This window comes from Rhizohabitans arisaemae (assembly GCF_025996515.1).
GTDB lineage: Bacteria > Actinomycetota > Actinomycetes > Streptosporangiales > Streptosporangiaceae > Rhizohabitans > Rhizohabitans arisaemae.
Genome location: NZ_BLRH01000014.1, coordinates 183,690 through 203,359 on the forward strand (window position 1 = coordinate 183,690; position 19,670 = coordinate 203,359).

Sequence of the window (19,670 nt, forward strand, 5' to 3'; positions counted from 1 at the left end):
CGGAGTGGCACCTACATCGAAGGATGCACTCCGGTTCCTCATTTTCGACGACGAGGCGAGGCCGTGGAGAGGGGACGCTGGGAAGACAAGCACCATCGTCAACGGGAGAAGTCCTTGATCTTTACGCTGATCATCATATGCGAGATCGGCTTCTGGGTCCTGCTGGCCGCAGGACTCGCCGCGCGCTACCTGCTGAAAAGGCCGAAACTCGGCGCGGCCCTGTTGCTCTGCGAGCCGCTGCTGGAGATCGTTCTCCTCGTCGCCACCGCCGTCGACCTCAAGAACGGCGCCGAGCCCAGCTGGCACCATGGCCTGGCCGCCCTTTACATCGGCTACACCGTCGGTCACGGCCACCGCACCGTGAAGTGGCTCGACGGCCATGCCGCCCACCGCCTCGGCGGCGCACCACCCCCGCCCAAGCCGCCCCGGTACGGCGTGGCCCGCGTCGCCCATGAGGGCAAGGTCTGGGTCGGCACCCTGGTGGCCGCGATCATTGCGACCGGACTGCTGCTCCTCGCCGTCCGGTATGTGGGTGACGCCGACAGCGCCGAGCCCTTGAAGGCATGGATCCTCAACGCCTGGAAGGTCACCGGCTTCCACGGTGTCTACGTCCTCAGCTACCTCATTTGGCCTCGCAGGGCCCCCAGGACGGACCACGCCCCGGTTCCGCCGGGCCGCCGATAGCCACGGTCCCGCCGGCACTTGTCCGGCGCCGCCAAGGAGGCGGCTTTGGCCGTACAAATCGCCCTCGAAGGCAGAGGGCACGAGCTGGCGTAGTCGGTGGCGACGGTGTCGTTGGCCACCCGGGTGGCGTGCAGATGGTTTGGCTCGGCCATAGTCGAGAACACCATGCCCGCCTGCCGTCGTCAGTTGGATTCCGCTGTACGTCGGGCACGGCCCAGGAGGGGTCGGCGCGAGCAGAGCCTGCTCGGCGTCGGCGGTTCCCAGGTGCGGGGTGATGGTAACCGGGTCGCTGTGCGTGGCTCGGGTGTGCCGCATCCTGTATCGGCCGGACATCGGGCCGTACAGATACCCGTGGGCAGGCGCTGGGCGATTTCGGTCCCGGCACCTGCCCCACGGCCTGCTCAGCCGGAGTGGCGCACCCCTCCGGCGAAGCGGGGGTTCACGTGATCACTTCACTGGTCATCGGATCGGCCAGGCCACCTGGGTGAGCAGATCGGCTTGAGCGGTGGTGGTCGGGTCGTTGAGGTAGGTTTCCCGGGGCGGACCGGCGACCTCGTGCCCGTGTTCGGAGATCCAGGTGGTCAGGGCGTGGTAGGCGGGGCTGATCTCGTCGTACCGCCCCCGGTGGGTGGTGACCGCGGCGGTGATCGCGGCCATCTCGCCGACCTGCACCGGAGAGGGCGCGGTGACGGGCGACGCGATCGGCAGGCAGACGTCGATGTCGCCGTCGTTCTCCGCATCGATGATGTCGTGGAACACCAGGAACGGAGCACCCGACGGGCCCTGACCGGCTTCCGTGAGCACCCCGACGAGAGTGCCGAAGCCCTCGGCGATCGTCGCGCCGACACCGGCCAGATCGGTGTGGCGGCGCAACGAGGCCACGATCTGTGCGGGCAGGTTTTCGATGGTGATGGCGTAGCTCATGAGGCTCTCCTCGCCGTTGATCAACCTTGATAGGACGGCCAGCATGTGATTGTGGCGATCACGCTCCGCCAGCAGGCGTTGCCGATGCGCGGCCAGCAGGCCTGGGACATTCGCCGGGGAGGCGGCCAGAACACGCCTGATCTCTTCGATCGGCATGTCGAGTGCCCGTAGTCTGCGGATCGATTCGGCTCTTCCTGCTTGACTGAGCGCGTAGTAGCGATAACCGCTGGAGGCGTCGACCTTTGTCGGCCGCAGCAGATCCAGCTCGTCGTAGAGGCGCAACGCCTTGACCGACAGCCGGGTCATTGCGGAGAACGTGCCGATCGACACGAGTTGCGTCATCACCAACCCCAATCACGCTTCCGGTCCACACACCGTCGTCTCTTCCCCTGGGGGAGAGTCAATCCGATGTCCCCGAGCGCGTGCTCGGCGACAGGGGGAGGCACGGTCTTGGCCGAGGTGATCTGGGAACAGGATGAGCAAGCGGCGGACCGCTGAGGAGGAGCTGTCGTCGTGGTTGATGATCAAACGGGCGAGAGTGGTGGGGATTTTGGGCGAAATCTCGTGGCTCGCAGGGGTTGATACACCCGGTCGGCCTGACCAACCGGCTCTCCGGAACCGTCGCACCTCTTGGGGCTGCCGGAGGGGTTCGACTGGTGTGGTTTAACCACGGGCTCCGACGAGGCCGGTTCTGGGGTCGGCTTGGAGGCTCGCGCGGGATGTTTGATCGACGGGGCTCGCTGAAGCCGAATTACTATGACTAGTTGGAACTTAGTGGACATTGGGGGAAATCGGTGATCGTTGGGGCGCTCGTGGGGGCTGCGGATTCATAGGGTTATGGGTATGAGTTCACTGAGTTCCGCCATCGCCGACTGGGCGGTCGATCTTATGGAGTCGCTTGGCGGGCCCGGTGCCGGGTTGCTTGTCGCCTTGGAGAACCTGTTTCCTCCGATTCCCAGCGAGGTGATCCTGCCGCTCGCCGGCTTCGCCGTCGGTCAGGGCAAACTCTCCATCGTCTCGGCCATCACATGGACCACATTGGGCTCGCTGATCGGAGCGGTCCTGCTCTACCTGCTCGGGGCGGTCCTCGGACGCGAGCGGATGTACGCCATCGCCGCCCGCCTCCCCCTGGTCAAAACCGAGGACGTCGCAAGATCCGAGGCGTGGTTCGTCAAGCACGGCTCCAAAGCGGTGTTCTTCGGGCGGATGATCCCCGTCTTTCGGAGCTTCATCTCCATTCCCGCAGGCATCGAACGCATGCCGATCGGCACGTTTCTCCTGCTCACCGGCCTCGGCAGTCTCACCTGGAACACGATCTTCATCACCGCCGGGTACTTCCTCGGCGAGAACTGGGAGATCGTCGAACAGTACGCCTCCGTCCTCCAGATCGCGGTCATCGCCGGCGTTGTCCTGGCCGTCGCCTACTTCGTCATCACCCGACTCCGGGACCGTACCGAGAAAGATCGAACCGGGGTTCGGTAGGGGCGTTCACCCCTGACCCAATCGGTTTGTTGGCACTCCGGCGGTGCGGTAGAGTTAGCGCCGTCGCCAAGGAGCAAGGCCCCAAAGCCCTGGACCTCGGCGAACAAGCGCCTCACCAGAAGGTGCAAAGACGTGCCAAGCAGCCGCACAAGCTGCCTGACACAATGGCAAGAACAGTCGCGGGGATCCGATAGAATTCCCAAAGCTAAACAAGCAAGGCCCCGTCGTCTAGTGGCCTAGGACGCCGCCCTCTCAAGGCGGTAACGCCGGTTCGAATCCGGTCGGGGCTACAGGTCTTGGGCCCGTGTGGTTGAAAGCCTTGGCTTTCTTTCCATACGGGCCTTTTGCTGTTTCCCCTGAGGCTGCCCTGGAGCCCCACGAGAGTGGAAGTAGGGCATACCGCGCGATGTGGGTTCAATTCCCACCGGCAGGGGGAGCAGCCGGAGGCCAAGGAGCAGATCAAGACTCCGAGGATCCACCCTGCAGGCATTGGTAGCAGGTCCGATACGTTCTCCGCAGATGGGGCCGGGGCGTTTTACCTCAACGGGCGTAGGGAAGCAGCGTGGCCGGATTCGTGTAGGCGTTTCGGGTGGGGAGCAGCGAGGCGCGGGCACCAGCGGCAGGGCGTCGGTTCAGCCCCACGGGTGTGGGGAGCAGCGGCACACGGTGTACGGGGAGAGCCCGGGCACCGGTTCACCCCCACGGGGTGTGGGGAGCAGTCCGGGTACGGCACGACCACCGGGATCATGCTCGGTTCACCCCCACGGGTGTGGGGAGCAGCTCGTGTACGACTCCGTATCGGGCCGGGCGGTCGGTTCACCCCCACGGGTGTGGGGAGCAGCTTGACGAACGGCGGCTTGCTCTTCTTCTTGGCGGTTCACCCCCACGGGTGTGGGAGCAGACTTCCTGAACTGCGGAAACGTGAGTGAGCTACGAAAACACAGAGGTCGGGGTTTGCGGGTGATCCGATGGCCCGAACTGGTCGCCTTGGGCAGGTGTCGACGCAAAACCCCGGCTTGGCGCAGGTCATGCAGATGAAGTCACCTCCCTGCGACAAGTACCTAGCCACCCGCACGCATGCGACAGCAAGCCCAACCCCGGTCGCCATCCTGCCGGATACAACAGGTCGCCGAGGTCGGTTCAAGCCGCGTGTTTTCGCATCCAGGGCGGCCGGAGAATCCGGTACACCATCCTGCCGTCCGGCCCGCGGGCGATCTCGTAGGAGCCCGGATGGTCGGCTTTGTGCCGGTTGTGGAACCCGCACACCGGGACCAGGTTCCCGATGTCGGTCGGCCCGCCGAGCTCCCACCCGGTGACGTGGTCCACCTCGCAGGCACGAGAGGGGATGTCGCACTCGTCCACCACGCAGGCGGTGTACAGGGCGGCCAGGGCCAGCCGCTGGGCGCGGGAGGCGAACCGGACCCGGTCACCCAGGCGGATCGGCCTGCCCTCCCCGTCCAGCAGCAGCACCGACATCCCGTGGTTCAACGCGATCCGCTTCGCCTGGGCCGCGCTGATCGGGGTGCCGTCGGCCAGGTGGGCGCGCTCGATCCCCCACCGGCCCGCCCCCGGGCCGCCGCCGATCGTGGGCGCGTCCCCGGGCGGGGGTCCCGTGCCGTGCGCGGACGCGCGGCCCGCCCGGATCGAGGGGCGGGGGAAAGAGACTGTGCCCGGCCGGGGCCGGCCGCCGGGAGCCTGCGGCGGGAGCCCGGCGTCCTCACCCCGGCCTCCGGCGTCTCCCTCCGGGTCTGCGCTGTTCCGGCTCGGGTCCCCGGTGGTGCGCAGCCTGATCACGGCGACGGCTTCCTGGCCGTGCCCGTCCCGGGTCAAAAAGGTGCGCAGGGCGGCGGCGGTCCGCCTGTCCCGGGTCCCGGCTGCGGTGCTGCGGGAGGTCAAAGGGTCCAACTTGGACTGCAGCAGCTGCCCCAGCTCGGGGTCCAACCACCCCTTCACCCACACCCCGCCGTCCAGTGAGCCGGTCACCTCTAGCCAGGATGCGTCGTACCCTTTGCGGGTGTCGCCGTCGGGTCCGTCGCCCCGTACCGTCTCGACGATGCGCTCCCCGGCTCTGCGGACCTGCTCCACTGTGCCCCCGGACTCGGCAAGCCCCAGCAGGATGCGCTCCGCCTTCGCGGTGTCGGCGTCGTCCAGGTGCTTGACCGCACGGCAGACCGCCGCCGCGTAGCCTGCGGGGAGCCGGTGATCTTCGAACCGTCCGGCGACTTCGGGAAGGCGGCGCAGGGTACGGGCCAGGGCCAGCCGGTCGGCGGCCACCGCCGTGCGGGTCCCAAGCCCGGTGGCCAGCCACGCCCCCGTCCCGGTGAAGCCGTGCGTCCTTGCCTCGCCGCAGGAGTCGATGCGCTCCACCAGCGGGGCCAGCGCCACCTCCACCGCGTCTGCCACATCCCCCAGCAGCGCCGCCCGCTCCATGCACGCCGCACCCGAGCCGGGGACCGGAAGCCGGGCGCACGCGGCGGCCAGCCGGAGCGTCGCCTCCAGCACCTGCTGCGGGGTGGCCGTGGCCGGGTCCACGCTCACCGTCTCCGGTTCCATACGCACAGTGTCTCATCGGCCACCGACAGTTCCCGAAGGGTTCGCCGACGGGAAACCGACCCCGATATAGGACGGGCACCTTCCCGGCTCGACCGGGCCCGCCCCACGCCTCGATGACCAGCGCACCAGTCTCCGGAGACCCGACGGGAACGGTCGGCAGTCGGGATCGGGATCGGTACGGGCGTGCCTGGTCGCCGTCTATGCGAATCCCGCTTTGAGCCGCTTGGGGTCGTATCCGCTCATCCCTCGGCCGCGTAGCAGAGAAACGCACATACTCCTCGCCTTCCAGGGCTCGGAGTTGCTCCGCCCGTGGTTCAAGCGGGAGAAGCCCCGCAAGGGCGAGTCGTCGCTGAAGTCGGTGCGGCAGCCGATCGTGTCGGTCAACGACACGCTGAATGGTCGGCTCGATCTCGAGCAGCACGGCGGCCGGACCTTCGAACGCGTCGCCCGGCGCATCGTCGCGATGGCCACGGCCATCCGGCACAACCAGAAAACCGGTGCTTCGGTCCTGCAATCGCCGACCACCGTCCTGTCGGTCGTTGAGGCGCCGGGCTGATCTATCCGCGCAGGTCGAGCCGCATCAGGACTCGGGGATGACCGGCCAGCACCGAGGTGGTGTCGGCGGCGTGGGCGAACCCGGCGCGCTCGAAGTTCTTCCGGATCCCGGCGTACGCCATCGTCATGTCGACCTTGGCGCCACCGTTGTCGAGCGGGTACGCCTCGATCGCCGGTGCGTCGTGGGCACGAGCGAACTCGACCGCACCGGCGATGAGGGCGTGCGAGATCCCCCTCTTGCGATGACCAGGGCGTACGCGGATGCACCACAGCGACCAGACCGGCAGGTCGTCAACGTGCGGGATCCTATGACTGCGCGCGAAGGCGGTGTCGGAGCGGGGCGCCACGGCGGCCCAGCCGACAGGCTCGTCGCCGTCGTACGCGAGCACCCCCGGCGGGCGCTCCGCACGGCACAGCTCGGCGACGTACTCACCGCGCGCCGGCCCGCGAAGCTCGTTGTTGAGCTTGGACGGGATCCGGTAGCTCAGGCACCAGCAGACGCTGGCCCCAGGTGATTTTGGGCCGACCAGGGTACGGACATCCTCGAAGGCTGAAGCCGAGCGAACTGCGATAGTCATGGCGCCACGATGTCACGACGTATCTGGTGACATCGCTCAACCCCCGATGACACAGCACCACCACATCGGAACCACTCGTCTAGATTCTCCTCACATGTTGGAATCCGCCACGTGAGAATGGACCGTCCTGACGATGCCGGAAATGTCCAAGTCTTCGAAAGTGAGGAAAAACACCTCCTGCTCGCGACAAACGCCCAGGTCATCCAGTCTGCTCCCCGCGCCCGCGGGGATGGTCCCCCATTCTTTTCCCCTCTCATCCGAACCTGCGTGCTGCTCCCCGCGCCCGCGGGGATGGTCCCTCATTCCCATTCTACTGGCGTTCGCTTTCGTTCTGCTCCCCGCGCCCGCGGGGATGGTCCCGGGCATGTGGAAGTTCTTCGATCGGGAACTTCCTGCTCCCCGCGCCCGCGGGGATGGTCCCCTGGAGATGCCCATGACGCGGTCATGCCATCCCTGCTCCCCGCGCCCGCGGGGATGGTCCCCTGGAGATGCCCATGACGCGGTCATGCCATCCCTGCTCCCCGCGCCCGCGGGGATGGTCCCCGGCCGGAGGCGTCCCGCCAGGCTCCGTCTATCTGCTCCCCGCGCCCGCGGGGATGGTCCCCCACATGGGGAACACGTTGGAGGTGTAGTCGCCTGCTCCCCGCGCCCGCGGGGATGGTCCCTTCTTGGAGTCGAGCCCCAGCTTCACGAGCATCTGCTCCCCGCGCCCGCGGGGATGGTCCCTTGGCGGGCTACGGCGGACCCAAACAGGACGTCTGCTCCCCGCGCCCGCGGGGATGGTCCAGCGAAGCGAACAGGTTCCCGTCGGTCCCCAACGCCTGCTCCCCGCGCCCGCGGGACGGTCCGAAGCCCGCAGTGACCTCCACGAGTACCTGCCGCAATGCTCCTGTGCACGTGGGGGTTGCCCCATCCGGCACACACTAAAGATCATCCTGTCCTGCTCCCCGCACGCGTGGCAGCACTCGTGATGGACCTGGTCCGGTCACGACGGACGGGCGACAGGGGATCGTTTATGGGTGCGGGACCTGGGCTCTTGTGATGGGGTGGATAGGACGATTAGCGGAATATTGCTCCAAAGAGGGGGATGCGTGGTGGGTAGGGGGTTCGGGTGGATCGCGGGGTTGGGGGTTGGTGCCGCGGTTGTGCTGGGGGTGCAGGGAGTACTGGTCCGGCGACGGACACCGCGGTTGCCGGAGGCGGGTGGGGACCGGCAGGGGGTGGTCTGGCCTGCGGGTGAGGCGTCGGCCCGGAGCCCGCTTCGGATCGCGGTACTGGGGGAGTCCACGGCCGCGGGGGTCGGGGTGAACTCGCATGAGGACGGGTTTGCCGGTCATCTGGCGAGAAGTCTCGCCGTGCGCACGGGCCGGGCGATCGCCTGGCAGGTCGCGGCGCGGTCCGGGGCGAACACCCGGGTCACGGTGCGGGATCTGGTGCCGCAGCTGGAGCCCGCCGACGCCGTGGTGGTGCTTCTAGGGGTCAACGAGCTGTTGGAGTTACGGCGTCCGCTGGCTTTTGAGCGGGATCTGGTGACGTTGGCGGCGGCGGTGCGGCGGCGACTCGGGCCGGTGCCGATCGTGTTGGCGGGGATGGCGCCGGTGGGGCGGTTTCCCGCGTTGCCGCAGCCGCTTCGCGGGGTCATGGGGGTGTGGGCGGCGGGTCTCGACCGGGCGATGGTACGGGCCGCGTCGGCCGTACGGGATGTCCGTCATGTTCCGGCCGGGGTCCCCGTGGAGTCGGCGGAGGTCTTCGCCGCCGACGGGTTCCACCCGGGTGCCGTGGGTTACCGGATGTGGGCCGCGGCGATCGCCCCGGCGGTCGCCGGGCTCTGCCGGGTCTGACACCTGCCCCGGCCCGTACCGCTCGGGTGCGGCATGGACCGGTGTGGCGGGCGCTCCGGGGTCAGGGGGTGGGCGGGGCGGCGGAACGGGTCCGGAAGACGGCCCTGCGGGCGGCTTTGGCGACCTGCTTGTTCGGGTGGGTCTCCCCGATCTTGTCGAGGATCTCGGCGACGTCGGGGTGCGGGATCTTCCAGAGGGAGTCGACGAGGGCGATCAGTTCGGCGGGGGGACCCACCTCGTTCACACTTGTCACGAACTCGTGGTCGCCGAGCCCGGTGGCGATGCTCCACATGTCCAGGAGCATCCAGCGGGTGTCGGCCTGGGTAGGCGCCGGTACGTCGTCGGCGTCGAGCTGGGTGAGCCGGGTGGCGGCGTAGGCGCGGAGCGACGGGATGTGCAGCGCGTCCCGCCACGCGGGTTCGGCGTGCTCGCCGAGTCCGTTGACCATGCTCACGGCCTGGACGCGCAGGAGGACATCGTCTTCGGCTTCGGTGGAGGCGGCGAGGAGCTCCTTGGCGGCCCCCGCGGGGTCGCGGAGACGGAGCCAGGCCGCGTACTCGGCGTCGGCTTCGTGCTCGGGGATCTGCGCCGTGATGGCGAGCAGCTCTCCGGCGGTCATCGACTCGACGGCTGGGCGGGCGTCGATGCTGAGGTCGTCGTCGCCGATCAGGTGCACGACGCCGGCGACGCCGAGCGGCGTCAGCCGTACCGTGTCCGCGTCGACCTCGATCATGCCGTAGTCGCGGAGCCATTCGAGCCCGGAGGCGAGCGGGTCGTCCAGGAACGCGAGGGCGGCCTCCCAGCTCTCCTCGCCTTCCAGCTCGGCCACCTCCTCGGCGAGGGACTCGCGCAGCTCGGCGAGCGGCATCGCGGCCTCTTCGAACAGGAGGAGCTGCAGCAGCAGCGCGCGGGTCAGGCCGCCGAGCGCGTCCTCCAGCCCGTCCTCGTCCAGCTGCGGGTCGGCGTACCCGATGGAGTGCAGGCCGAGCAGCCAGAGGTCCATGACGTCGTCGTCTTCGGGGTACGGCCATTCGGCGACGTCGGGGTCGCCGCTGACGACGCCGTTGTCCACGGCTTCGATGAACTCCAGGTCCACGCCGAGGTTCCACAGGTCCCACAGCTGCGGTACGGCCTCGGCGAGGGGTCGCTCGTCGGGGACCGGCAGGCCCACGGCCTTCAGGGCCTGTTCGACGTCGGAGTCGGAGAGGGGGATCTCGTCGCCGACGATCCGGTGTTCGCCCACCCACAGGACCAGGGAGCGAAGGCGGAGCAGGAGTGCGGCCTGCCGCGCCTTCTCGGCGAGTTCGGCGACGGGGGCGAGGCGGATGGTCGGGAGAGCCGCGATCTCGTCCTCGTACTGCCGGAAGTCGCCGAGCCGGCCGCCCAGGAGCGCGGCGGCGAAGTCGACCTGAAGGTCTTCCAATTCTTCGAGGAGTTCGTCGAGGAGGTCGGACTCCTTGCGCAGGCGACCGGTCTCCTCCAGGAACGTCAGGTACGCGGCGAGTGCGGGAATCGTCCCTTCGGCTGCCCGGCGTGGGTTCTCCACGGCCTTGGGCATCCGGTCGAGCAGCACCTCCTCCAGGTCCTGGCGCCGCCAGACGCCGCAGTCGGCGCTGACGGTGAGGCGGTGCACGAGGGCGGCGGTTCCCACCAGGTCGGGGTCGATGTCCGGAGCCTGTGACTCCGCCCAGACGACGAAGTCTTCGATGAAGGGACGCAGCTCGGTGGTGGCGGCGTCGATGTGGTCGGTCACTTACGCAAGACTAGCCCGGCAAGGTCGCCGTGTGAGTGCTCGCCGATGCTCAGACGTTCCGCCGCATCGCCTCGGAGATCCGTTCGGCGGCGCCGACGACGGCCCCCGCGTGCAGCCGGCCCGGGGTGCGGGAGAGGCGCTCGATCGGCCCGGAGACGGAGACGGCCGCGATGACCTTGCCGCCGGACCCGCGGATGGCGGCGGAGACCGAGGCGACGCCCTGCTCCCGCTCGCCGACGCTGTGGGCCCAGCCGCGGCGCCGTACGGACGCCAGCGTCGCCGCGGTGAAGCGGGCTCCCCGCAGGCCGCGGTGGAGACGGTCGGGCTCCTCCCAGGCGAGCAGGATCTGGGCGGCGGATCCGGCGCTCATCGGCAGGGCCGAGCCGACCGGGACGGTGTCCCGGAGCCCCTGTGATCGTTCCGCGGCGGCCACGCAGACGCGTTCGTCGCCTTGACGCCGGTAGAGCTGGGCGCTTTCGCCGGTAATGTCACGTAAGTGAGTTAACACGGGGGTGGCCACCGCGAGGAGCCGGTCCTCGCCGGCGGCGGCGGACAGCTCGGCGAGACGGGGTCCGAGGATGAATCTGCCCTGCGTGTCGCGCGAGACGATGCGGTGGTGCTCCAGGGCGACCGCGAGGCGGTGGGCGGTCGGTCGGGCGAGGCCGGTGGCCTGGACGAGCTGTGCGAGGGAGGAGGGGCCGGCCTCCAGGGCGTTGAGGACCAGAACCGCCTTGTCCAGTACGCCGACTCCGCTAGAGTTGTCCATACCCCGATACTGCCGTCTCAGAGTCTGAGAAGCAAACGCTATCTGAGGCGCCGATCGGAAATCTGGGAGGCACGCAAGGATGCGTGCGCACAGGAGGAGAACGACATGGGCCGCGGTACAGGCAGGACCCTCGCGGAGAAGGTCTGGGAGCAGCACGTCGTGCGGCGTGCCGAAGGTGAGCCCGACCTGCTCTATATCGACCTGCACCTCGTTCACGAGGTGACGAGCCCGCAGGCCTTCGACGGTCTGCGGATGGCGGGCCGGACCGTGCGGCGGCCCGATCTCACCATTGCCACCGAGGACCACAACGTCCCGACTGTGAACATCCTCGCGCCGATCGCCGACCCGGTGTCGCGCACCCAGGTGGAGACGCTGCGCAAGAACGCGGCGGAGTTCGGCGTCAGGCTGCACCCGATGGGTGACGCGGGGCAGGGCATCGTGCACGTGATCGGGCCCCAGCTGGGCCTGACCCAGCCCGGCATGACCGTGGTGTGTGGCGATTCTCACACCTCCACCCACGGCGCCTTCGGGGCGATCGCCTTCGGGATCGGGACCAGCGAGGTGGAGCACGTCCTGGCCACCCAGACCCTGCCGCTGTACCGGCCGAAGACGATGGCGATCGAGGTCGACGGCGCGCTGCCGTACGGAGTGACCGCCAAGGACCTGATCCTGGCGATCATCGCCAAGATCGGCACCGGTGGCGGTCAGGGCTACATCGTGGAGTATCGCGGCGAGGCGATCCGGGCCCTGTCGATGGAGGGCCGGATGACGGTTTGCAACATGTCCATCGAGGCGGGGGCGCGAGCCGGGCTGATCGCACCGGACGAGACGACGTTTGAGTATCTGGCCGGCCGTCCGCACGCCCCCAAGGGCGCCGACTGGGACGCCGCGGTGGAGTACTGGCGTTCGCTCCGCAGCGACGACGACGCCGTCTTCGACGAGGTGGTACGGCTGGACGCCTCCACCCTCTCGCCGTTCGTCACCTGGGGCACCAACCCGGGCCAGGGGGCGCCGCTCGCCTCGTCCGTGCCCGCCCCCGAGGACTTCGCCGACCCGGCCCAGCGGTCGGCGGCCGAGCGGGCGCTCACCTACATGGATCTGCGCGCGGGCACGCCGCTGCGCGACGTGGCGATCGACACGGTCTTCGTCGGCTCGTGCACGAACGGGCGGCTGGAGGACCTGCGGGCGGCGGCGGAGATCCTGTCCGGCCGGAAGGTCGTCACCCGGACTCTGATCGTCCCCGGCTCCATGCAGGTCAAGGCGGCGGCGGAGGCCGAGGGACTGGACCAGGTGTTCAAGGCCGCCGGCGCGGAGTGGCGTGAGGCGGGCTGCTCCATGTGCCTGGGGATGAACCCCGACCAGCTCGCCCCCGGTGAGCGGAGCGCGTCCACCTCCAACCGGAACTTCGAGGGCAGGCAGGGCAAGGGTGGCCGAACCCACCTGGTGTCCCCGCAGGTGGCGGCGGCGACCGCGGTCACCGGCCGTCTCACCGCGCCCGCCGACCTCTGACCGTCCCGCCCATCCCCACTTCGACCCGGCGACGGGTTCGAGATCTCGCAAAGGCTGAGCACACATGGAAGCTTTCACGATCCACACCGGCAGGGCGGTGCCGCTGCGCCGGAGCAACGTCGACACCGACCAGATCATCCCGGCCGTCTGGCTGAAGCAGGTCAGCAGGACCGGCTTTGAGAAGGGGCTTTTCTCCGCATGGCGGGAGGATCCCGACTTCGTGCTGAACAACCCCGCGTACCAGGGGGCGAGCATCCTCGTCGCGGGATCCGACTTCGGTACGGGCTCCTCGCGTGAGCACGCGGTCTGGGCGCTGCAGCAGTACGGCTTCCGCGTGGTCATCGCCCCGAAGTTCGCCGATATCTTCCGTAACAACTCCACCAAGATGGGTCTGCTGCCGGTCATCCTTCCGGCGGAGGTCGTCGAGCGGCTCCAAGATGAGGCGGAGCAGGACCCGACCGCCGAGATCACCGTCGACCTGGTGGATCGCGTGGTTCGGGCCGGAGACCTCACCGTCTCCTTTGACATCGACGACTACACCCGCTGGCGTCTGCTCGAAGGGCTGGACGACACGGGACTGACCCTGCGTCACGCCGACGACATCGAGGTGTACGAGAATGGGCGGCAGCCATGGCTGCCGACGACTGTCTGACCAATGCCCAGATCGGCCCCGGGGAGAGCGCTCTCCGGGCCGACCCGCCCGCCGAGCTTGCCCGGAAGCTGCGTGACGCGCATCACCGCGTCCGGGTGCTCGCCGTACCAGATCAGGAGCGAACCCGCCTGGCCAGAAGGCTCGTGGTGATCTGCGATTTGGCAAAGCATGACTTGGATCACGCGTGCCTCAGGCTGGATTCGTTTCTCCGTGACCTCGATATACGACACACCGAGTAGGCGAAACATTGCGTTTGGTGATTGAGTCCCGCGCGTTCGTCCCTTAATTTCATGCGCGTAAGGGAAAACAGGGGGAGCATGCATGAACAAGCGTGAACTCGTCGACGCGATCTCGGGTCGAGTGGGAGATAAGAAGACTGCGAACGAGGCAGTGAACGCCATCCTCGAAACCATTCAGCACGAGGTGGCCAAAGGGGAGAAGGTGGCGATCACCGGCTTCGGGGCCTTTGAGAAGGTCCACCGGCCTGCTCGCACCGCCCGCAACCCGGCCAGCGGAGAGGCCATCAAGGTCGCTGAGAGCTGGGCGCCGAAGTTCCGGGCCGGAGCCGATTTCAAGGCGGCGGTGAACACCGCCCCGAGGAAGGCGGCGCCCAAGGCGGCGGCGAAGAAGAAATAACCGAATACCTCGCCAACGCGCCCGGATTCCGCTCGACGCGGGTCCGGGCGCGAGTTTTTAGCCCTGGGGGAGGGGAAAGGTCGACAGCGTGATGTAGGTGATGCGCCCCTCGGTCAGCACGATGTTGACCCGCTGGCCGAAGCGGAGCAGCCGCAGGGGACCGGCGTCGAAGGCGTCGGCGCCGAAGGGGAGCTCGGTCCCGTCGTCGAGGTAGACGCTGCCCGAGCGGGTGGCGTCGTCGAAGGTTTTCACGGTGGCCTGCACGCCCTGAGCGTAACAACTCGCCCGGGGCTTCCCCAGCCGGCCGCGGCCGTCAGGCCATCAGGGTCGCGGCGACCTCCGCGGTGCGCGGGCCGAGGCCGAGGGCGAGCGCCGACCGCAGGTCGGCCTCGGTGTCGACGTCCCGCCGGACCGAGGAGACGCCGGGGAGCAGGAGCTCCTTCGCCCCGGCGTCCAGGTGCCGGTCGCGGGAGGCTCCGCCGAACCGCGGTTCGAACGGGACCCCGGGGCGGACCGCGTAGAGGGTGGTCCCCGTCCCCGCCGCGTCGGGGAGAAAGGACTCGTCGAACCCGTCGGCCGCGTCCAGGACCCGGGTGAGTTCGCCGGGGCGCACGGCGGGCAGATCCGCCTGCATGGCGGCGACCCCCGAGCCGGGCGCCAGCCGCAGCGCCTCGGCCGCCCCGTGGCGGAGCGCGGGGTTGAGGCCGGCGTCGGGCTCGTCCCGGACGACCAGGGCGCCGAGTTCGACGAGCGGCGGCGCGGCCACCGGGTCGTCGGTGACCACGATCAGCCGTTCGACGCGCGGACAGGCGAGCGCCGCCGCGACCGTGTCCAGCGCGATGGCGAGGGCGAGACGTTCCCGGGCGGGTCCGGCGAAGACGGCGAGCCGGGACTTGGCCGCGGGCAGGGTCTTGACGGGGACCACGATCGACCATCGGGTGCTCACGGCCGGGTCTCCTCGTGGTTCAGCTGGTCTGTCGCGTGCATACCCTAAGAATCTCGCCTCGACACTGTGCGGCGGTAACCGGGACACTAGCCAGGCAGGCCTGGACAGGAGGATGTTTCGATGAGTCGCCGCGGACGACCGCCCTTACCGTGGGAAGCCCTAGCCGTAGGGATCTTGAAGCCGTTGCTGCTGGCCTTGGTCAAGCGGGACTGGCGGGGCAGGGGAAATCTCCCTCGGGAGGAGGGTGTCATCCTGGCGGTCAACCACATCTCGACGATCGACCCGCTGCTCCTCGCCCACTTCGTCTACAAGTCCGGGCGCTGGCCGGTCTACCTCGCCAAGGACGGCGTCTTCAAGGTGAAGGGGCTCGGGTACGCGCTCCGCAGGCTCCGGCAGATCCCGGTGTACCGGGGGAGCGGGGACGCGGCGCTCTCGCTCCGCGAGGCCGAGCAGGGGCTGAAGAACGGCGCGTGCGTCATCGTGTACCCGGAGGGGACCTGTACCCGCGACCCGGACCTGTGGCCGATGACGGGGAAGACGGGCGTGGCGCGGCTCGCGCTCAAGACCGGCGCCAAGGTGATCCCGATCGCCCAGTGGGGGGCGCAGGATCTGCTCCCGTACCGGAAGAAGAAGCTGAGCCTGTTCCCGCGGAAGACGTTCCGGGTGCTGGCCGGCCCTCCCGTCGACCTCTCGGCGTACCAGGACAAGCCGCTGCGCGGGTCGACCCTGCGCGACGCCACCGCCGACATCATGGGCGCCGTCACCGAGCAGCTCGCCGAGCTGCGCCGGGAGAAGGCGCCGGAGCTCCCGTACGACGCCCGCCCGGCGGTCGATTCATGACATCAGGTGAAAGTTGCTGGGTAGATCAGTCGAGGTATGGGTGCACATCGTGAGGGGTACGGCGACGATGCCGGAAGAAGCCAAGTCCGCGGAGCGGCCCCGGTGAACACCGCCGCCGTATTCGGAACGGGATCGTGGGGGACGACGTTCGCGATGGTCCTCGCCGACGCGGGGACCCCCACGAGGCTGTGGGGGCGGCGGCAGGAGGTCGTCGACGCGATCAATCTGCGACGGGAGAACCCCGACTACCTCCCCGGGGTCACCCTGCCGCCGGGGATCGTCGCCACCGTCGACCCCGCGGAGGCGCTGGCGGGCGCCGGGTTCGTGGTGCTCGCCGTCCCGTCCCAGACCCTGCGCCGCAATCTCGCCGCGTGGAAGCCCCACATTCCCCGGGACGCGCTGCTGGTGAGCCTGATGAAGGGCATCGAGCTCGGTACCTGCAAGCGGATGAGCGAGGTCATCTGTGAGGTGGCCGAGGTCCCGCCGGGCCGGGTCGCGGTGGTCTCCGGCCCGAACCTGGCACCGGAGATCGCCCATCGCCAGCCCGCGGCCACCGTGGTGGCCTGTACCGACCGGGACGCGGCGGAGCGGCTCCAGGAGGCCTGCCACACCCCGTGGTTCCGCGCGTACACCAACCCCGACGTGGTGGGGGTGGAGCTCGGCGGAGCCGTGAAGAACGTCATCGCGCTCGCCGTGGGGGTGGCGGTGGGCATGGGTTTGGGGGACAACGCCCGGGCCATGCTGATGACCCGGGGGCTCGCCGAGATCGCCCGGCTCGGCGCGGCGCTCGGCGCGGATCCGCATACGTTCGCGGGGCTGGCCGGGATGGGCGATCTGATGGCGTCCTGCGCCTCACCGCTTGCACGAAACCGCACGTTTGGGGAGAACCTGGGTAAGGGCATGACTCTCCGGGAAGTGATCGCGGCAACCAGGCAGACCGCGGAAGGTGTCAAATCCTGCGTGTCCGTACTGGAGCTATCGAAAAAGCACGACGTGGAGATGCCCATCACCGAGGTCGTGGTGGGTGTGGTCCACGATGAGATGACACCGCGTGAGGCCGCGGCGTTGCTGATGTCGCGGTCTCCCAAACCGGAACGGTACGGCGTGTGACAAACTCTCGGCGTTTGCGCAGGAGACAGGGCGAGAACACCCGCGCGGTCCACCTGCCACCCCCTCCCCGGCCGACGCAGACCCCCGTGGGGCTTCCCATCTGGCGAACCGCGGCCTGGAGTTTCGAGGACTCCCAGGAGTACGCGGACGTCTTGGGCGACAAGGTCCCCGGCTACTCCTACAGCAGAGTCGACAATCCGACGGTCGCCGCGTTCGCGAGCGGGGTCGCCTCCCTGGAGGGCGCCGCCGCTCCCGAGGACGTCGCCGGCGAGGCGTTCGCCTCGGGCATGGCGGCGATCAACGCGGTCTTCACCACCTTCCTGCGGACCGGGACGCACGTGCTCGCCCCGGCGCCGGTCTTCGGGGGGACCTACTCCCTCCTGGTCAACGTGTTCCGCAGGTTCGGGGTCGAGGTCGACTTCGTGGACTTCACCGACCTGGGCCGCGTCCGGGCCAGCGTGCGGCCCAACACGAAGATCCTGTTCGCGGAGACCCTCGCCAACCCCACGATGGCCGTCGCCGACCTGCGCGGCCTCTACCGGGTGGCCCGGGAGGCCGGGGCGCTGCTGGTGGTGGACTCCACCTTCGCCACCCCGGTGGTCTGCCGTCCGCTGGAGCACGGGGCCGACCTGGTGGTCCACTCGGCTACCAAGTACCTCGGGGGCCATTCCGACTGCACCGGCGGCGTTGTGGTGGGCCGTCCCGACCTAATGGCAAAAATCCGAAATGTCAGGATCGATACGGGAGGTGTGCTCTCGCCGGACGACGCGTTCCTGCTCCGGCGCGGGCTGGAGACACTGTCGCTGCGGGTGCGCAGGCACTGCGCCACCGCCATGGTCTTCGCCGCAGCGGTCGCCAAACACCCGGCCGTCCGCCGGGTCGACTACCCCGGGCTCCCCGATCACCCCGGGCACCAGCTGGCCCGGCGGCTCTTCGACTCCGGACCCGAGGGGACCCGGTACGGCGCCTGCGTGACGATCACTCCGCACGGGGGTTTCGAGGCCGGGGTCGCGCTCGCGGACGCCGTCCGGGTGGCCCGGGTCGCCACCTCCCTGGGCGGTACCCACACCCTGGTCAGCCATGTGGCGTCCACCACGCACCGCCAGCTCGACCACGCGGCGCTGACCGCCTCGGGCATCGACGCGGGAGCCGTGCGGTTCTCCATCGGCCTGGAGGACGCCGAGGACCTCATCGTGGACGTCACCAAAGCCCTCGACGTCGCCCGGGCGCGGGGTAAAGCTTGATCACCGCACCGGGGCGGTAGATTCGTGCACCATGGAAGTACAGCGTGAACCAGTTCGAGTGGCCGTGATCTTCGGGGGCCGTAGCTCGGAGCACGCGGTGTCCTGCCTCGGGGCCGGCAGCGTGCTGAAGGTGATCGACCGGGCGAAGTACGACGTCGTGCCGATCGGTATCGCCAAGGACGGGCGATGGGTCCTCGCCTCCGAGGGGCAGCGCTACGAGCTGGAGGGGACGGTCCTGCCGACCGTGGACGAGGCCGGGGCCGAGCTCGCCCTGCCGTCGACGCCGGGCGGGCTGACCGTTCTCACCCCGGGAAGTCCACCGCGCGTCCTCACCAAGGTCGACGTCGTGTTCCCGGTGATGCACGGGCCGTTCGGCGAGGACGGCACGATTCAGGGCCTGCTGGAGATGGCCGGCATCCGCTATGTCGGCTCAGGGGTGCTGGCGAGCGCGGTCGGCATGGACAAGGCCTTCATGAAGATGGTCCTGGCGCAGGCGGGGCTGCCGGTCGGCCCGCACCTCGTGGTCTCCGAGCGCGCCTGGCGGCTGGAGCGCAAACGGGTCGTCGACGACGTCGACGAGCTCGGGTACCCGGTGTTCGTGAAGCCCGCGCGGGCCGGGTCCAGCCAGGGCATCTCCAAGGCGCGGGACCGCGGCGAGCTGGAGGCCGCCGTCGAGCACGCCAGGGAGCACGACCCCAAGGTGCTCATCGAGAAGGCGATCGTGGGCCGGGAGATCGAGTGCGCGGTCCTGGAGTCGCTCGGGGACGACCCGCCGGAGACCTCGATCCCCGGTGAGGTGCTGGTCGGCGGGGATCACGAGTTCTACGACTTCGACGCGAAGTACATCGGCGAGGACATGACCCTGGTGGCCCCCGCGGACATCCCGGCGGAGGTGGCCGAACAGGTCCGGGGGATGGCGGCGCGGGCCTTTGCGGCGCTTGGCTGCGAAGGCCTGTCCCGGGTGGACTTCTTCTACACCGACTCGGGGGAGCTGATCCTCAACGAGATCAACACCATGCCCGGGTTCACCGACGCCTCGATCGCGCCGCAGCTGTGGGCGGCCTCCGGCCTGCCGTACCCCGATCTGGTGGATCGGCTGATCCAGCTGGCGCTGGACCGTCCCAGCGGGCTGCGTTAGGCCGGTGGGGGCACGGCGGCCTTGATCGGCCCCGCGAGGTCGACGAGGATCTCGCCGGCCGGATAGGTCGTCGAGACGGTCAGTTCGACGTAGGCGACCCGCCCGATCGCGGTGTACAGGGTCGGGCGGTCGCTGAACCAGGAGACCCCGTCGATCTCGGAGACGTGGTCGGTGGGGCGCATGGCGGCCGGGCGGGGCACCCCGCAGCGCAGCGCGATGGTGGGGGAGCCCCAGACCGTGACGTACGGCGAGGGCGGGCTGGTCTCGACCCGTGCCTGGCCGAGCAGGGTGCGGGGCAGCCGGTCGTGCAGGGCCGCGCAGGCCGCCGCGGCCGCACCCTCCGGTACCGGCGGGGCCACCTGGACGGGGCCGCCGCATCCGGCGAGGAGGAGTACGGCCGCGGCGAACGGCGTGATCGGGAACCGCCGGCGACCGGCTGTTCGTAAAGTGGTCATAACT

At 69.3% G+C, this 19,670-nt stretch carries 19 protein-coding genes, 1 tRNA gene, 1 pseudogene and 1 CRISPR repeat array; of the genes and pseudogenes, 13 read left to right on the forward strand and 8 right to left on the reverse strand.

The window, feature by feature from the left end; translation table 11 throughout:
* Window positions 1–114: 114 nt before the first annotated feature.
* Window positions 115–684 carry a hypothetical protein gene (locus RUR_RS07400; protein ID WP_283134162.1) on the forward strand — a complete coding sequence of 190 codons (570 nt, stop codon included), beginning with the start codon at window positions 115–117 and terminating at the stop codon, window positions 682–684.
* Between the two features lie 459 nt (window positions 685–1,143).
* Here the strand turns inward: RUR_RS07400 and RUR_RS07405 are convergent, their stop codons facing one another.
* Window positions 1,144–1,950, reverse strand: coding sequence for a MerR family transcriptional regulator (locus tag RUR_RS07405; protein ID WP_283134163.1), 807 nt, complete (start codon window positions 1,948–1,950; stop codon window positions 1,144–1,146).
* A 501-nt stretch (window positions 1,951–2,451) separates the two neighbouring features.
* On the opposite strand from RUR_RS07405, the gene RUR_RS07410 reads away from it, so the two are divergent.
* Together RUR_RS07410 and RUR_RS07415 are read left to right on the forward strand one after the other, a co-directional pair.
* Complete coding sequence (locus RUR_RS07410) at window positions 2,452–3,090, forward strand: DedA family protein (RefSeq protein ID WP_283134164.1); 639 nt, start codon at window positions 2,452–2,454, stop codon at window positions 3,088–3,090.
* A 217-nt stretch (window positions 3,091–3,307) separates the two neighbouring features.
* Window positions 3,308–3,380 (forward strand) — tRNA-Glu (locus RUR_RS07415).
* An 850-nt stretch (window positions 3,381–4,230) separates the two neighbouring features.
* Here RUR_RS07415 and RUR_RS07420 read toward each other — a convergent pair.
* A complete protein-coding gene (locus RUR_RS07420; RefSeq protein WP_283134165.1) occupies window positions 4,231–5,643 on the reverse strand; it encodes an HNH endonuclease signature motif containing protein in 1,413 nt (470 codons plus the stop codon).
* A 277-nt stretch (window positions 5,644–5,920) separates the two neighbouring features.
* Between RUR_RS07420 and RUR_RS07425 the strand changes: the two are divergent.
* Window positions 5,921–6,199: pseudogene (locus RUR_RS07425) on the forward strand (hypothetical protein); the annotation flags it as partial.
* 1 nt (window position 6,200) lies between these two features.
* Here RUR_RS07425 and RUR_RS07430 read toward each other — a convergent pair.
* Window positions 6,201–6,776 carry a GNAT family N-acetyltransferase gene (locus tag RUR_RS07430; protein ID WP_283134167.1) on the reverse strand — a complete coding sequence of 192 codons (576 nt, stop codon included), beginning with the start codon at window positions 6,774–6,776 and terminating at the stop codon, window positions 6,201–6,203.
* 208 nt (window positions 6,777–6,984) lie between these two features.
* Window positions 6,985–7,563: direct repeats of the CRISPR family, unit length 29 nt; unit sequence CTGCTCCCCGCGCCCGCGGGGATGGTCCC.
* A gap of 307 nt (window positions 7,564–7,870) precedes the next feature.
* Between RUR_RS07430 and RUR_RS07435 the strand changes: the two genes are divergently transcribed.
* Complete coding sequence (locus RUR_RS07435; protein ID WP_283134168.1) at window positions 7,871–8,617, forward strand: SGNH/GDSL hydrolase family protein; 747 nt, start codon at window positions 7,871–7,873, stop codon at window positions 8,615–8,617.
* 61 nt (window positions 8,618–8,678) lie between these two features.
* Here RUR_RS07435 and RUR_RS07440 read toward each other — a convergent pair whose 3' ends face one another.
* Together RUR_RS07440 and RUR_RS07445 are read right to left on the reverse strand one after the other, a co-directional pair.
* On the reverse strand, window positions 8,679–10,370 hold the full coding sequence (locus RUR_RS07440; RefSeq protein ID WP_283134169.1) for a hypothetical protein: 1,692 nt from the start codon (window positions 10,368–10,370) through the stop codon (window positions 8,679–8,681).
* A gap of 49 nt (window positions 10,371–10,419) precedes the next feature.
* A complete protein-coding gene (locus RUR_RS07445; protein WP_283134170.1) occupies window positions 10,420–11,136 on the reverse strand; it encodes an IclR family transcriptional regulator in 717 nt (238 codons plus the stop codon).
* 105 nt (window positions 11,137–11,241) lie between these two features.
* Here RUR_RS07445 and leuC point away from each other — a divergent pair, with 105 nt between their 5' ends.
* The 4 genes from leuC to RUR_RS07460 all read left to right on the forward strand — a co-directional run bounded on the left by leuC (window position 11,242) and on the right by RUR_RS07460 (window position 13,933).
* Window positions 11,242–12,645, forward strand: coding sequence for a 3-isopropylmalate dehydratase large subunit (leuC, locus tag RUR_RS07450; protein ID WP_283134171.1), 1,404 nt, complete (start codon window positions 11,242–11,244; stop codon window positions 12,643–12,645).
* Window positions 12,646–12,709: 64 nt separating this feature from the next.
* Window positions 12,710–13,297, forward strand: coding sequence for a 3-isopropylmalate dehydratase small subunit (gene leuD / locus RUR_RS07455; protein WP_283134172.1), 588 nt, complete (start codon window positions 12,710–12,712; stop codon window positions 13,295–13,297).
* A complete protein-coding gene (locus tag RUR_RS36930) occupies window positions 13,276–13,536 on the forward strand; it encodes an SCO5555 family protein (RefSeq protein WP_487250714.1) in 261 nt (86 codons plus the stop codon). Before leuD ends, RUR_RS36930 begins: the two co-directional genes overlap by 22 nt.
* A gap of 82 nt (window positions 13,537–13,618) precedes the next feature.
* Complete coding sequence (locus RUR_RS07460) at window positions 13,619–13,933, forward strand: HU family DNA-binding protein (RefSeq protein WP_283134173.1); 315 nt, start codon at window positions 13,619–13,621, stop codon at window positions 13,931–13,933.
* A 57-nt stretch (window positions 13,934–13,990) separates the two neighbouring features.
* Here RUR_RS07460 and RUR_RS07465 read toward each other — a convergent pair whose 3' ends face one another.
* Together RUR_RS07465 and cofC are read right to left on the reverse strand one after the other, a co-directional pair.
* Entirely contained in the window at window positions 13,991–14,197 is a 207-nt protein-coding gene (locus RUR_RS07465; protein WP_283134174.1) for a hypothetical protein, read from the reverse strand.
* Between the two features lie 49 nt (window positions 14,198–14,246).
* The gene (cofC, locus tag RUR_RS07470) at window positions 14,247–14,879 is read right to left on the reverse strand and encodes a 2-phospho-L-lactate guanylyltransferase (RefSeq protein ID WP_283134175.1); all 633 of its coding nucleotides are present in this window, start codon (window positions 14,877–14,879) and stop codon (window positions 14,247–14,249) included.
* Window positions 14,880–15,053: 174 nt separating this feature from the next.
* Between cofC and RUR_RS07475 the strand changes: the two genes are divergently transcribed.
* The 4 genes from RUR_RS07475 (at window position 15,054) to RUR_RS07490 (ending at window position 19,211) form a co-directional block, all read left to right on the forward strand.
* Window positions 15,054–15,719, forward strand: coding sequence for a lysophospholipid acyltransferase family protein (locus RUR_RS07475; protein WP_346349023.1), 666 nt, complete (start codon window positions 15,054–15,056; stop codon window positions 15,717–15,719).
* Window positions 15,720–15,821: 102 nt separating this feature from the next.
* On the forward strand, window positions 15,822–16,829 hold the full coding sequence (locus tag RUR_RS07480; protein ID WP_283134177.1) for an NAD(P)H-dependent glycerol-3-phosphate dehydrogenase: 1,008 nt from the start codon (window positions 15,822–15,824) through the stop codon (window positions 16,827–16,829).
* A gap of 14 nt (window positions 16,830–16,843) precedes the next feature.
* Window positions 16,844–18,073: a trans-sulfuration enzyme family protein gene (locus tag RUR_RS07485; RefSeq protein WP_283134178.1), complete on the forward strand. Its 1,230-nt coding sequence runs from the start codon at window positions 16,844–16,846 to the stop codon at window positions 18,071–18,073.
* A gap of 31 nt (window positions 18,074–18,104) precedes the next feature.
* The gene (locus RUR_RS07490; protein ID WP_283134179.1) at window positions 18,105–19,211 is read left to right on the forward strand and encodes a D-alanine--D-alanine ligase family protein; all 1,107 of its coding nucleotides are present in this window, start codon (window positions 18,105–18,107) and stop codon (window positions 19,209–19,211) included.
* On the opposite strand, the gene RUR_RS07495 is transcribed toward RUR_RS07490, so the two are convergent.
* A complete protein-coding gene (locus tag RUR_RS07495; protein ID WP_283134180.1) occupies window positions 19,208–19,666 on the reverse strand; it encodes a DUF3515 family protein in 459 nt (152 codons plus the stop codon). The two genes, RUR_RS07490 and RUR_RS07495, sit on opposite strands and share 4 nt — an antisense overlap.
* Between the last annotated feature and the right edge of the window lie 4 nt (window positions 19,667–19,670).